Source organism: Streptomyces sp. NBC_01092 (assembly GCF_045039535.1).
Classification (GTDB): domain Bacteria; phylum Actinomycetota; class Actinomycetes; order Streptomycetales; family Streptomycetaceae; genus Streptomyces.
This window is the reverse complement of the sequence record NZ_CP108659.1, coordinates 7,476,917-7,490,693: the sequence shown is the minus strand read 5'-3', so window position 1 is coordinate 7,490,693 and position 13,777 is coordinate 7,476,917. Positions and strand designations below refer to the sequence as shown.

Annotated in this window: 11 protein-coding genes; 5 read left to right on the top strand and 6 right to left on the bottom strand. The window is 71.3% G+C overall.

Annotated features, from left to right (window positions below; translation table 11 throughout):
• Positions 1-2,346, bottom strand: coding sequence for a polysaccharide lyase 8 family protein (locus OG254_RS34135; RefSeq protein WP_405589501.1), 2,346 nt, complete (start codon positions 2,344-2,346; stop codon positions 1-3).
• 134 nt (positions 2,347-2,480) lie between these two features.
• On the opposite strand from OG254_RS34135, the gene OG254_RS34130 reads away from it, so the two are divergent.
• A complete protein-coding gene (locus OG254_RS34130) occupies positions 2,481-3,092 on the top strand; it encodes a YceI family protein (protein WP_405589499.1) in 612 nt (203 codons plus the stop codon).
• Between the two features lie 33 nt (positions 3,093-3,125).
• Here the strand turns inward: OG254_RS34130 and OG254_RS34125 are convergent, their stop codons facing one another.
• From OG254_RS34125 to OG254_RS34115, 3 genes are all read right to left on the bottom strand, one after another.
• The gene (locus OG254_RS34125) at positions 3,126-3,695 is read right to left on the bottom strand and encodes a YdeI/OmpD-associated family protein (RefSeq protein ID WP_351188282.1); all 570 of its coding nucleotides are present in this window, start codon (positions 3,693-3,695) and stop codon (positions 3,126-3,128) included.
• A gap of 61 nt (positions 3,696-3,756) precedes the next feature.
• The gene (locus OG254_RS34120) at positions 3,757-4,476 is read right to left on the bottom strand and encodes a DUF899 family protein (protein WP_405589496.1); all 720 of its coding nucleotides are present in this window, start codon (positions 4,474-4,476) and stop codon (positions 3,757-3,759) included.
• 66 nt (positions 4,477-4,542) lie between these two features.
• Positions 4,543-5,151, bottom strand: coding sequence for a TetR/AcrR family transcriptional regulator (locus tag OG254_RS34115; RefSeq protein ID WP_405589493.1), 609 nt, complete (start codon positions 5,149-5,151; stop codon positions 4,543-4,545).
• A gap of 73 nt (positions 5,152-5,224) precedes the next feature.
• Between OG254_RS34115 and OG254_RS34110 the strand changes: the two genes are divergently transcribed.
• The 4 genes from OG254_RS34110 (at position 5,225) to OG254_RS34095 (ending at position 9,101) form a co-directional block, all read left to right on the top strand.
• Positions 5,225-6,202 carry a DMT family transporter gene (locus OG254_RS34110; protein ID WP_405589490.1) on the top strand — a complete coding sequence of 326 codons (978 nt, stop codon included), beginning with the start codon at positions 5,225-5,227 and terminating at the stop codon, positions 6,200-6,202.
• 105 nt (positions 6,203-6,307) lie between these two features.
• Entirely contained in the window at positions 6,308-7,495 is a 1,188-nt protein-coding gene (locus OG254_RS34105; protein ID WP_405589488.1) for a Cmx/CmrA family chloramphenicol efflux MFS transporter, read from the top strand.
• A gap of 418 nt (positions 7,496-7,913) precedes the next feature.
• Positions 7,914-8,144, top strand: a complete 231-nt coding sequence (locus tag OG254_RS34100) for a hypothetical protein (RefSeq protein WP_405589485.1) — start codon at positions 7,914-7,916, stop codon at positions 8,142-8,144.
• Positions 8,145-8,318: 174 nt separating this feature from the next.
• Complete coding sequence (locus OG254_RS34095; protein ID WP_405589482.1) at positions 8,319-9,101, top strand: serine protease; 783 nt, start codon at positions 8,319-8,321, stop codon at positions 9,099-9,101.
• Between the two features lie 128 nt (positions 9,102-9,229).
• Here the strand turns inward: OG254_RS34095 and OG254_RS34090 are convergent, their stop codons facing one another.
• A complete protein-coding gene (locus OG254_RS34090; RefSeq protein ID WP_405589480.1) occupies positions 9,230-10,576 on the bottom strand; it encodes a hypothetical protein in 1,347 nt (448 codons plus the stop codon).
• 106 nt (positions 10,577-10,682) lie between these two features.
• A complete protein-coding gene (locus OG254_RS34085) occupies positions 10,683-13,709 on the bottom strand; it encodes a glycoside hydrolase family 3 protein (protein ID WP_405589478.1) in 3,027 nt (1,008 codons plus the stop codon).
• Positions 13,710-13,777 lie beyond the last annotated feature (68 nt).

The window sequence follows — 13,777 nt, the reverse complement described above, 5'->3', positions numbered from 1 at the left end:
TCAGGCGAGAGCCACCTCACATCGATGGGTCGCGCATACCATCCCCGGAGTGACACGGACCCTCAGGCGGCGTCCTGTCGCGAGGATCTCGACCGAGTCGTCCGCCCGCAGGACCCGTCGCACGGGGTGGTCCCAGATGATCTCCACCGGCTCACCGGTGCGCGGCGGCTCGCTCAGGCAGAGCGTAGCGGTACGACCCCGGCCCCGGAGCAGCACACTCGCGCCGGCGGAGGCGGTGAGCGGGCCCGCTGTGCCCGGCCGCCAGAAGTTGGCGGCCTTGAGCCCGAGCGAGGGGACGCGCACCGCCTGGCACCCGCTGTCGTTGGCGAGGACCTGCAGCCACCCCTGGTCGGCGGCACGGGCGGCCACCGCACGGCGGTCCGCGCCGGGCATGAGCAGATAGACGTAGGTCGCGTCCGTCGGGTCCGTGCCGTGATCCAGCCACAGGGTCTGCCAGCGGCGGGTGCGGCGCTCGGTCGTGCCGGCGCTGTTGATGTCGGCCCAGGCTCCGGTGCGGTCCTCGCGCAGGGTGCGCAGTTCGCCGTACGGCACCACCCAGCCGCCGTGGCCTTCCAGATGGGCCCAGTCCCGGCCGCGTACGAGGGCCTGGTTGCCGCCCTCCCCCAGGTTGCGGTTGTCGACGACGGTCTCGACGGGGACGCCGTCCGCGCTGGTGATCCCCGCGCCGAGGCAGATCACCGCGTCCTCGACGCAGAACCACGACTTACGGGCCTGGAGCGTCGACCCCAGTCCCTTCAGGTGCTGCCCGATCGCCGCGTACTCGCCGTCGGTCGTGCCGCCGACCCACCGCACGTCGGGCTTGGGCGCGCCCCACTCGCCGCCCGCCCGGTCGGGGAGCCGGAGGGTGGAGACGGTTGTGCCGGGGAGGCGGTACCAGTCGACCGTCGGCCAGTACCAGTCCGTGTATTGATCGGCCCGATCGGCCCGGCCGTCGAGGCCGGCCGCCCACCAGGAGAGCATCCCGGCGCCGGTGTGCCACCCACGTGGGTTCTCGCCGTTGCCGCACTCGTAGTGGGCGATGCGGTCGCTGGCCATGGCGATGTTCGCGACGAAGCGCGGGCGGCGATGCACCGCCCGGTCCATCGCGGCGAAGAGGTGGTGGCCGGGGAGTTCGGGCGTCGCGGGGACCGGTGACTCGGCGACGGTGTGCAGTCGGGCGAGGTCGGCAACGTCCAACTGACGTGCCGTCAAGATCGGTGCGGTCGTGTCGCGTTCGATCCATCCCTTGATGCGGCCGTACCAGCGCTCCCTCTCCGCCACGCTCGCGCCGCCCGCGAGCAGGGCGACGGCGGCGATGATCGCCTGCCCGTGATAGTGGTCGCTGCGCATGACCTGCCGGTCGTCGCTCTTGAGGTAACCCCGGCTGATGGCACGGCCGTTGACGCTGTCCATCACCAACCCGTCGTGAATGAGGGGTGCGTAGGCACGCTCGACGCTGTCGAGGACGATTCTCCGGTTCGGGTCGGTCACCTCCCACTCGGAGCCGGCGAGGAGTGTGAACAGCCGGCCGAGTCCGTCGAGCATCACCTGTCCGTACGTCCCCGAGTACGCGACCCAGGTGTGCTGGACGAAGGAGCCGTCGGCGTAGAGGCCGTCGCCCTTGGTGACGTACGGGAAGACCGGGGAGAGGGCGTCCCGGGCGAGCGCGATCTTCGCCGGGGACCGGCCGAGGATGCCGCGCAGGGCGACGCTGCGGCACAGGTCGACGCGGTTGGCGCCGGTGGAGGTGCCGGAGTAGTCGGTCAGCGTCGCGTCCGGGATGAAGTGGTCGACGGCCGCACAGGCGGCGCCGATCCGGGCGTCGGTGAGGTGGTCGTACAGGGCGGCCGTGATGTCCGTCAGTAGGCGGGGGCTGCCGATCTGCCATTCCCACCAGTTGCCGTAGCGGGTGGTGGCGGGGTTGTAGACGGTGGCGGAGAGGTGGTCGAGGCCACGCAGGACGTCGGCGAGGAGCGCCGGGTCGGCGGTGGAGCCGGTGCCCTGCTGGACGTAGGCCTGGGTCATGGTCCACAGGCGGCTGTAGCTCTGGGTGATGCCGGCCGGAGGGTCGAAGGGGTGGCCGGGCCAGAGGGAGGTCGCGGTGGGGGTCATGGTCGCCCGGTAGCCGCGGGCCAGGGTGCCGGTTTCGGCGAGCCGGGAGGCGTACGGCTCTGTCGCCGGGTCGTAGCCGGTGCCGAGGGCGATGCCGAGCCAGCGGCGGCGGAGGGTGGCGTACGGGTCCTGCTCGGGGTCGGCGTCCGCCGCGTGGACCGTGGCTCCAGGGCCCTGGGCGAAGGTCGCGACGAGGGCGGCGGCGTACAGGAAGGCACGGCGCGTGGGGGTCATGTCCATGCCCTACCACGTGACGGCGAGTAATTCCACAGACACACCTGGAAGATGTTGAACGCTGAACGGAATAGGTCTACGGTGGGCCGCGTTGTGTAGTTCAACATTCAACATCACCTCCCGAGGAGCACGTCATGGGCATCTTCAACCGCAAGGACACGACCGACGCCGGCACCCAGACCGCTGCCGCCGCCGTCAACCCGGACCTGGCCGCGCTGACCGGCGACTACACGATCGACGCGGCCCACACGACCCTCGGCTTCGTCGCGCGGCACGCCATGGTCACCAACGTCAAGGGCAAATTCCTCGACTTCAGCGGCTCCCTGCACCTGGACGGCAGTGACCCGTCGGCGTCCACGGCGTCCCTCGACATCAAGATGGACAGCATCGACACCGGCTCCGCGGACCGCGACGGGCACCTCAAGAGCGCGGACTTCTTCAAGATCGACGAGTTCCCGGTGATGACCTTCCGGTCCACCAAGGCGGAGGCGCTCGGCGGTGACGACTACCGCATCACCGGCGACCTGGAGATCCTCGGCACGACCCGGCCGATCACCATCGACCTGGAGTTCAACGGCGCCGCGAAGGACCCGTTCGGCAACGAGCGCGTGGGCTTCGAGGGCAAGGCCGAGATCCTGCGCTCCGAGTGGGGTCTGACCTGGAACGCCGCGCTGGAGACGGGCGGCGTGCTGGTCTCCGACAAGATCAAGCTGAACTTCGACATCTCGGCGATCAAGAACGCCTGACGTTTCTCCACCAAGCGCCGGTGAGCGATCCGCTCACCGGCGCTTCGTCAGTTCCCGGAGGATCGCGGCGACTTGAGTCGCGCGGCCGCGCGGGGTCCTGGCCTGCAGAAGGCCGAGCATGAGCTGGTAGCGATCGGTCCTGCCGAGCTTCTCGAACGCCGCCTGCGCGCCGGGATCCTCCTGAAGTGCCGCGGTCAGCTCCGCCGGGACCTCCGCCGCGCGCTGCGACTCGTACGCCCCCTCCCACCGCCCGTCCGCCTTGGCCGCGTCCACTTCGGCGAGGCCCGCGGGACGCATACGCCCCTCGGCGGCCAGTTCCGGCACACGCCGCACATTGACCATGGACCAGAGACTGCCGCGCCGGCGCGGGGTGATCCGCTGGACGTAGTACGACGCGTCGAGCCCCTTGCGCTGTCCCGTGATCCAGCCGTGGCAAAGGGCCACGTCGTTGACCTCGTCGGCGGTGACGGACGGAATGCCGGAGTCCTTCTTGGCGACCTTGATCCAGAGGCCGGGGTGCGGGGCCGGGTGGTCGGCCAGCCAGGCGTCGAGGGCCTCGGCGGACGCGAAGGCGCGGGATTCCGGCTCGGGGTGAGGGCTCATGACGCACAACGTAAGGGCGAATTAGGTCAGAAACCGTCCGCTGTCGGCGGGGTCTCCCGGATCAGTAGTCGACGCTCGGGTACCAGTCGCCGCGCCCCTGCGGGGTCAGGTCGAGGAGGTGCCAGACGGGGGCCAGCACGTCGATGCCCCGCTCAGCGATGTCGGGGGACATGCGGGGGTGCACCGAGTAGAAGTGGCGGACCGTGCCGTCGCCGTCGCGGGTGAACACGGAGACGGTGGAGTCCTGTCCGCCGTCCTTGTCCTCGCTGCCGGTGTCGTACTTGAACGTGCTGTCGCCGCAGCTCAGCAGCCGCAGCCGGTGCCAGCCACGGCTGCGGGCGTACGTCCGCAGGACGGGCGGGTCCGCCGCCGCCGCGATGACGAAGTCGGCGTTGCGGGTGACGTGGTGGGCGATGTTGCTGAAGCCGTCGATCCACAGGGTGCACATCGGGCAGGGGTCGGTCTGGGCCTTGCCGTACATGAACTGGTACATGATCAGCGGGCGTTTGGGCGTGGCTTCGGGCCTGGCTTCGGGTGTGGTTTCGGGAGCCGTGAAGAGCTCGCTCAGCCGTACCTCGCGGACCGGTTCGTCGCCCGAATCGAGGTCGGCGGGGCCCTCCAGGAAGAGGTAGTCGTCGAGCGGCGGCCCCGGCGGGAGCGCGCGCCGCCGGGCGGCGACCTCCTCGCGCCGGTGCATCAGCTCGATCTCGGCGAGGCGCAGTTCCTCGCGGGCCGCGAGGTATTCGGCGGATTCCCCTGGCAGCCGGGTGTGCCGGAACATCGCGTCCTCCTGGGTCGGCGTCCCTCCCCCGTGCCGTCTTCAGTCTAGGTGGGAGACCTTGATCGCTCACATGGAGTGCTCCTGCCGTAGGAGAGCTTCTGCCTGGTCGCGGGCGTGCGCGATGGGGTCGGGGAAGACCTGCAGGCCGTGGGCGACGAGGGCCCCCTCGTGCAGGAGCATCAGGGTCCGGCCCAGGCGGTCCGCGCCCTGCGGGGCCAGGTCGGCGGCGAGGCGGGTGAACAGGGCCAGCATCCACTGCTTCTGCCCGGCGATGACCGGGAACGCCGGGTGGGCGGGGTCGCTGATCTCGGCGTGCGCCTTGACCATGCTGCACCCCTTGGAGCCGTACTCCTCCGACCAGGCGCGGGAGGCGTCGAACACGGCCAGGATGCGCGCCCGCGGCGTCGCGTCCGCCGGGTCGAGGTGGTCGTCGAGGTACCGCGCGAGGAAGGCCCTCCAGCGTTCGTCGCGGTCGGCCAGGTACTCCACGACGATCCGCTCCTTGGAGCCGAAGCGGTCGTAGAGGGTCTTCTTGGTCACCCCCGCCTCCGCGGCGATGAGGTCGACGCCGACGGCATGGATGCCGCGCTCGTAGAACAGCCGCTCGGCGGCCTCCAGGACGCGCCGTCCGGCACGCGTCATCGTGATGCGCTGCGGCTGCTGTGCTGTGCCCATGCCTGAAAGTATACCGATCTGTATACTCGAGATCCGAGCCAGGTATACAGATCTGTCTACTGGATGTGGTGTCGTGAACGCCCTGCTCTCGATCGCCTTCGTCCTGTGCTGGAGTTCCGGGTTCATCGGGGCCAAGCTCGGCGCGGGGAGCGCGTCCGCGGTCACGATCCTGATGTGGCGGTTCCTGCCGCTCGCCGCGATCCTGATCGTCGTCGCCGTCACGGCGGGCCGCGCGTCGTGGCGGGGGCTCGCCGCGCGGGACGTCGGACGGCAGGCCGCGATCGGTGTGCTGTCGCAGAGCGGCTATCTGCTCACCGTCTACTACGCCATCCAGCTCGGCGTCTCCAGCGGCACCACGGCCCTGATCGACGGTGTCCAGCCCCTCGTCGCCGGAGCGCTGGCCGGACCGCTGCTGCGGCAGTACGTCTCACGTCGGCAGTGGCTGGGCCTCGGCCTGGGGGTGGGCGGCGTCGCCCTGGTCACCACGGCGGACGCCATGGCCGCGACCGGTGTCGCCGCGTGGGCCTATCTCGTCCCGTTCCTCGGCATGCTCTCGCTGGTGGCGGCCACGTTCCTGGAGAGCCGGTCCCGTACGCCGGTCGCGCCCGGGGTGGCGCTGACCGTCCACTGCGCCACCAGCGCCGTGCTGTTCACGGTGTTCGCCGTGAGCGCCGGAACGGCCGGGCCGCCCGCCGAGGCCGGCTTCTGGGTGGCGGTCGTCTGGCTCGTCGTCCTGTCCACCTTCGGCGGGTACGGGCTGTACTGGATCATCCTGCGCCGCTCCGGGGTGACCAAGGTCAACGCGCTGATGTTCCTCATGGCTCCGGTCACGGCGGTCTGGGGAGCGCTGATGTTCGGGGAGCCGTTCGGTGTGCAGACCGCCCTCGGACTGGCCGTCGGTCTCGCCGCGGTCGTCCTCGTGCAGCGCGCGGGCGGCCCTCCCCGGCGGAAATCCGGTGGCCGCGCTCTCCGGGACCCGCATAGCCTGCCTGCGTGTCCAGCCCCGAGGCCTCCAGACTCCGGCCACCGGCTCTCCGGTGGCTGCTCGTGATGTCGGCCTGATCAGCGCTCACTTCCGCTTCCGGGCTCACTCCGCCACCGGACGGCCGTTCGACGTGCCGTTTTCCACTTCGACTTCGGGTTGCGGAGTTTCTTCATGCCGTTCGCTCTCTTTCTGCTGGGCGTCGCCGTGTTCGCACAGGGGACGTCCGAGTTCATGCTGTCCGGGCTGGTGCCGGACATCGCCCGGGACCTGGGGGTCTCGGTGCCCGCGGCCGGTGCGCTCACCTCGGCCTTCGCCGTGGGGATGGTGGTCGGGGCGCCCCTCATGGCCGGGCTCGCGCGGCGGTGGTCGCGGCGGGGCGCGTTGCTGGGATTTCTGGCGGTGTTCCTCGCCGTCCATGTCGTGGGGGCGGTGACCGGCAGCTTCGGGGTTCTGGTCGCGACCCGCGTCGTCGGGGCGCTGGCCAACGCCGGGTTCCTGGCCGTCGCCCTCGTCACGGCCGTCGGGATGGTCGAGCCGGGGGCCAAGGGCCGGGCCACGTCCACCCTGCTCGGCGGGGTCACGCTGGCCTGTGTCGTGGGCGTGCCCGCGGGGGCGCTGCTCGGTCAACTCTGGGGATGGCGTGCGGCGTTCTGGGCCGTCGCGCTGGTGTCCCTGCCGGCCGTCGCTGCCGTGGCACGGTCCGTACCCGGCGGTGCGGCCGAGGGCTCGCAGCGGCCCGCGCTGCGCGGTGAACTGCGGTCGCTGCGCAGCCCTCGCCTGCGGGTCACCCTGCTCCTGGGTGCCCTCGTGAACGGGGCGACCTTCTGCACCTTCACCTATCTCGCGCCCCTGGTCACGAAGGTGACGGGGCTGGAGAGCGGGTGGGTGCCCGTCGTGCTCGCGCTGTTCGGCGCCGGGTCGTTCGTGGGGGTCGCCGTCGGCGGGCGGTTCGCCGATCGGTGGCCCGGTGCCGTGCTGGCCGGCGGCGGTGGCGCCCTGTGCCTCGGGTGGGCCGCCCTCGCGCTCGGCGCCGGAACACCGGCCGTGACGCTCGGACTCGTCCTCGTGCAGGGCGCCTTGTCCTTCGGGGTCGGATCCACGCTCATCTCCCAGGCGCTGTACGCCGCGCCCGACGCCCCCACCCTGGCCGGCGGCTTCGCGACAGCAGCGTTCAACGTCGGCGCGGCGCTGGGCCCTTGGCTGGGCGGCACGGCGATCGGGGCCGGGCTCGGATACCGGTCGCCCCTGTGGGTCAGCGCGGTGCTGGTGGCGCTGTCGCTGGTGGTCGCGAGCTGTGCTGCCGGGCGGCGAAACGAGCACGCGGACGGTCGGCGGGTGCGGGCATCATGGTCGCGATGACCACACCGTCCTGCTCCGGGACGGATACCGGTCGCCATGCAGGGCACCGCGAGCTGGTGGCACTGTCGTTGGCGGTCGCGAGCTGTGCTGCCGGGCGGCGAAACGAGCACGCGGACGGTCGGCGGGTGCGGGCATCATGGTCGCGATGACCACACCGTCCCGCTCCGGTTCGGATACCGGTCGTGCCTGTAGGGCACCGCGAGCTGGTGACGCCGTCGCTGGTGGTCGCGAGCTTTCCTGCCTGGCGGCGAAACGAGCGCGCGCACGGTCGCCGTACGCGGGGATCATCGTCCGCATGACCGCACCGTCCCGCTCCGCCTCCGCATGGATCGTCATCGCCTCGTACGAGTTCGAGAAGGGGTCCCCGAGGCCCCTGGTCGCCGTGCACGCCTGACTGCGTGAGCGCGGCATCGACTGGATGCCGTTCGGGGCGGGCGAGGTCCGCTGGGACCGTATGTGCGCGCCGGGCGCCGACGGGCACTGGCGTGCGTGGATCACGGTCCATCTCGACGCCGGTGCCGTACGGCGGCTCGGACTGCATCCCGATCAGCCGACCTCCGTCGTCAACGGCCCCTCCCCGCCCGGCTGGTGGCACGCCGCCGGGGAACGGTACGCACGACGGTTCCCGGGCGGGCCGGCCCTGGCCTGAAAATCGCGCGTGGCCGGATTTTGCCCCTTGTGGTGGCGCTCACAGGGTTCCGATAATCCAGCAACAGAATTGACCGGCGCATGCCAGCAGAGCTCACTCCCCCCGCTTGGCATGCCCCCGACATTCCAGCGCTCTGAACGTTCGTATGTCCAACCCCCCACGGAAGGCATCACGTTGAAGAAGCTCCTCACCGCGCTCAAGAGATGCGCGGCCCTCGGCGCCGCCGCTCTCGCGATCGTCAGCCTTCAGCCCGTCTCGGCCGCGCAGGCCGCCGACTCGCGTGTCGTCGGCGGAACCCGCGCCACGCAGGGCGAGTTCCCGTTCATGGTCCGGCTCTCGATGGGCTGTGGCGGCGCGCTCTACACCCAGCAGATCGTGCTCACCGCCGCGCACTGTGTGGGCTCGACCGGCGCCAACACCTCCATCACCGCCACCGCCGGCGTCGTGGACCTCCAGTCCACCAGCGGCCGGGTGCAGGTCCGCTCCACGTACGTGTACCGGGCCCCGGGCTACAACGGCACCGGCAAGGACTGGGCGCTCATCAAGCTCGCCCAGCCGATCAACCTGCCGACGCTGAAGATCGCCACGACCACGCAGTACAACACCGGCACCTTCACCGTCGCCGGCTGGGGCGCCGCCACCGAGGGCGGTGGCCAGCAGCGCTACATGCTCAAGGCCAACGTGCCGTTCATGAGCGACACCCAGTGCCGTTCGTACAGCGGCTACAGCGGTCTCGTCGCGAACGAGGAGATCTGCGCCGGCCTCCCGTCCGGCGGCGTCGACACCTGCCAGGGCGACTCCGGTGGCCCGATGTTCCGCCGCGACGCGAGCAACGCCTGGATCCAGGTCGGCATCGTCAGCTGGGGCATAGGCTGCGCCCGCCCGAACGCCCCCGGCGTCTACACGGAGGTCTCCACCTTCGCCTCCGCGATCGCGTCGGCCGCGTCGTCTCTCTGACCTCCCGGCAACCTTGATCCCTCGGCACCCTCGAAGTGCCGCACCAGCGGGCCCGGTGTCCTCGGACGCCGGGCCCGTGTCCGTATGCGTGTCCGTGTACGTGTACGTGTCCCTGAGCAGGAGCGGGTTCAGAAGCCGCCGCCGTCGAACCCTCCTCCCCCACCGAAGTCCCCGCCCCCGAAACCACCGCCGAAGTCGCCGCTGTCGAAGTCCGCGCCGGACATGTCACCGCCCTCGTAGCCACCACCGCCGTAGCCGTAGCCCGCGCCGTAGTCGGCCCCGTAGGACGGGGTGGCCATCAGGGTGCCCAGCATCGTGCCGACGAGCAGGCCGGGCAGAAGGCCGCCGCCGAAGTAGCCGCCGGCCCAGGGGCCGTACGCCGGGCCGGCCTCCCAGTACGGGCGGCGGCCCTGCTCCGTGTCGACCTCGCGGACCACGGGGTCGCGGCCCTCGGACAACCGGGTGCGGTCGGCCGCGCAGACCGGGACCTCGCGGCTGGTGCCGCCCGGTGGCGTCCAGGTCTCGTCGGCCACCGAAGGGCCGTGGCGCGGGTCGAAGAAGCACGGCGGCCGGCGCTCCGGCAGGGGCCGGTGCTCGCGGCGGGCGGCCAGCTCGGTGAGGGAGAACCGGCCGTCGTTCAGGGCCTGCGTGACCGCCTTGACGTCCTCCGGTTTCCGGGCGGATTCCATCAGCCGTTTCGCCTGTTCGTAGGAGTCCAGGGCCCGCTCGTAGTCCGCGCGCATCGTGTCGTCCGCGCCGGACTCCGCCGGGTGGAAGTCCAGGCGTTCCAGTTCCTCGCCGAACGCGGTGATGTCCTCGTCGACCACGACCCGCAGCTTGTCCAGCGCCGCCCGCTGCTTCTCCTCGTGGCGCCGCCGGTTGCGCCGGACCAGCGCGTACGCTCCCGCGCCGCCCGCCGCCAGCACCACGCCGACGGCGATCAGACCGCCGGCGTCCACACCGGAGCTGCCGCCGCCGTCGCTCCAACTGGCCGGTGCCGTGCCGCGCACGTTGCGCAGCGCCGAGTCGACGAAGTCGTTCAGCTGGGCCTTGGGATCGCCGGCACTCTGCACCGAGGCGACCAGGTTGTCCACGGCCTGCCGGGACATCACCGAGGCGTCGGCCGCCGCGTCGAAGCGGTCGCCGACGCGGACGCCGTACAGGCCCGTGATGCCGGTCTCCGTGCGGAGGTTCAGCAGGAGGTTCTCGGTCGGCTGGTCGGCCGGGAGGACGGCGATGAACACCGGCTTGTCGGCGTCCTCGATCTTGTCGGCGAGCGCCTCGGCGTCGGCCGACGACAGCTGGTCCGAGGCGGCGGGGTCCACATAGACGGGACCGTCCCGCAGTGCCTCGGCCACCCGGGACAGGTCAGTGGCCGCATGTGCGCCGGTCGTGCCTGCCATGAGCACCGCCACAGTCGCGGCGGCCGGCACGATCAGCGAGCGCATGAGGCTCCGGAAGAGCGGAATCCTCATACTGTCGACGCTACCTGATGAGACCGGCAAAGGCGCCGGTCCCGGTGGCTGGATTCCCACCGGGACCGGCGGCCGCACGGCATCCCGCCGCGTGCCGTACGGCGGCTCAGGCCGCGCGGTACGCCGCGCTCAGCCTCTCCACAGCCGACCCGTACCGGCCGGTCAGCAGCAGATGGTCGGCCTCGGCGAAGGGCTTCGCCACCGCCTCGGTGATCCCCGCCCCGGCGGCCCGCTGCTGGACGATCAGCCGGGCCTTGCCGACGAGCGTGCGGCCCACCTGGTCCGCCCCGGCCTTCTCGGCGGCCCTGGCCGCGATGCCGAGCGCCTTGAGCGTCGTGGCACCGCCCCCGGGCACCTTGGTCAGCGTGGTCAGGCCCCAGCCGTACGGGAAGCGCGGGTCGTACGAGGCGTCCCCGACGTTGATCGGCAGCTGGGCCTCCGACCGGGGCCAGCTGACGGGCAACTGCCCCGTGAAGGGCCGCTTGCCGTACAGCACGTCCGCCACGCCGTCGCCCTCCGTGCCCGGCAGCCAGGAGGCGACCAGGGCGTCGATCCCGGACAGTTTCTCGTCGTTGATGAGCTGCGGGCGTCCGGAGACGGTCAGCACGGCGCACTTCATCGCGCCGCACACCTTGTCCACGGCGGCCTGGTCGGCGGCGCTCAGCCGGAGGTCGTGGCCATTGCCGACGTCACCGACGCCCTCGGCGTACGGGGTCTCGCCGACGACGACCACTCCGACGTCGTGGCCGGTCAGGGGCTCGGAGGCGTCCTTGGAGTAGGTGAGGGCGGTGGAGTTCTTGCCGATCGCCTCCAGGATCGTCGTGCCGGGCGTGATGTCCCCGGACGAGCCCTGCCAGGTGATCGTCCAGCCGCCGCTCTGGTTGCCGATGTCGTCGGCGTTGGATCCGGCGACGTACACCTTCTGCGACTTCTTCAGCGGCAGGACCCCGCCGGCGTTCTTCAGCAGCACCTGCGACTCGGCCACGGCCTCCCGTGCCACGGCCCGGTGTCCGGCGGACCCGATCTTCGACGCGCCGCTGGTGTCGGCGTACGGCTTCTCGAAGAGCCCCAGCCGGAACTTCTGCGTGAGGATGCGGGAGACGGCGTCGTCGATCCGCGCCTCGCTGACCCGCCCGGCCTGGACCTCCTTCACGAGCGTGGTGTGGAAGTCCCGGAAGGCGTACGGGGCCATGATCATGTCGAGGCCGGCGTTGACCGACGTACGGATGTCGGAGGCGTAGTCGCCGGGGATCTGGTCGATGCCGTTCCAGTCGCTGATCACGAAGCCGTCGAAGCCCATGCGGTCCTTGAGCACGCCGTTGATCATGTCGGCGCGGGCGTGCATCTTGACCGGGCCCTGTCCGTCGCCGACGAGGTCGAGCGAGGAGTACGACGGCATGACGGTGCCGACACCGCGGTCGACGGCCGTCTCGAACGGCGCCAGGTGCACGGCCTCCAGCTCCTGCCGGGTGACCTTGGTGACGCCCTGGTCGATCGTGTAGGTGCCGTTGGTGGAGGAGCCGTACCCGGTGCCGCCGTCGCCGACGAAGTGCTTGGCGGTGGCGAGGACCTTGTCGTCGTCCTTGAGGTCCTTGCCATTCGCGGCGCCCTGGAGGCCCTGGATGATCGTCTCCATCGACTCGACGAGGGCCGGGTCCTCGCCGAAGGACTCGTACGCCCGTCCCCAGCGGTCGTCCCGCGTCACGCACAGGCAGGGCGCGAAGTCCCAGGGGATGCCGGTGGCCCGGGTCTCGGCGGCCGTCACCGCGCCCGCCCGGTAGGCGAGGTCCGGGTCGCGGGTCGCGCCGAGGCCGACGTTGTGCGGCATGATCGTCGCGCCGACCAGGTTGTTGTGGCCGTGCACCGCATCGACGCCGTAGATCAGCGGGATCTGGAAGCGCGTCGCCTGCGCCCGCAGCTGGAAGCCGTCGATCATCCTGGCCCAGGCCTCGGCGGTGTTGGGCGTCGGGGTGGAGCCGCCGCCGGACAGGATCGAGCCGAGGTCGTACGCGGCCACGTCACCCGCGTTCGACAGGGCGCCGCGCTCGGCCTGCGTCATCTGGCCGGCCTTCTCCGCCAGGGACATCCGGGAGAGCAGGTCGGCGACGCGCCGCTGCACCGGCAACTCGCTGTTCAGATAAGGCAGTCCGTGCGCGTCGACGACGATCTGCGGGGTCTCGGCCGGGGCCTTGGCGCCGGTGACGGTCAGCTTCAGCGGGATCGTCTCGGCAGGCTCGGCGGACCTGTCCTTGAGGGTGGGGACGCGGACGGTGCGCGAGGTGCCGGAGACCGTGCCGGTGGGGAAGGTGACCGTGCCGCTGACCGGCGTGAAGTCCTTGCCGGAGTCCGCGCTGCCGCTCGCGGTCTCGTACGTGACCGTCACGGGTTCGGCGAGCGGGGCGGACCCGGTGGTGGCGACCGCGATCCGCACGGCCGCCGTGCCGCCCTCCCGCACCGGGTACACGGCCGCGTCGGTGGTGACGGAGGCGCGCAGCGACTGGTCGGCCTTGCCGTACAACTCCACGCCGTCCATGGCGAATTGACCCGGGCCGCCGACGGGGAGGGTGACCGAATATCCCCACGTCCCGGTGAGGCCGAGGATGTGGTCGATGCCGCCGACGGGCTGGTAGTCCGTGCGATACGTGAAGTCGGTGAAGGGCAGCTCGATCTGTTTCCAGCCGCTGAAGTCGTCGGTGAAGGAGGTCGTCCACAGCTCGGAGGCCTCGCCGTTCGCGCCGCCGTCCTTGAGCTCGAAGGGGATCTTCTTGCCGTTGTCCTGGCCCTCCCACCACAGGCGGATGCCCTTGTGCGCGGACCAGTCGTGGGCCGGCTCGGCGAAGGCGAAGTCGTGGGTGAAGCCGCCGTATCCGCTGATGTCGTAGCTGCCGGTGAGGACCTTCCCGCCCTCGGGTGCGTCGTCGCGGGCGGTCAGCGTCAGGGCCGGCGGGTCGTCGTTGTCGCTGCCCCAGGTGAAGAGGCCCTCGGCGGGCGGGCGCGCGAAGGGGACCTCGCCCTCGAAGCGGTCCACGGGGACCGGGGCGGGGTCGTCGGCGCCGGACGCGGGCGCGGCGGCGGTCAGCGGGAGCAGGGTGGTGCAGAGGGCGGCGGAGACGAGCAGGGCGGTTCTTCGCATGGAACGTCCCTCGACTCTCATGGTCCACTTATGACTTACCTCACGCCTTGAGTTAACTGGGGGTGCGG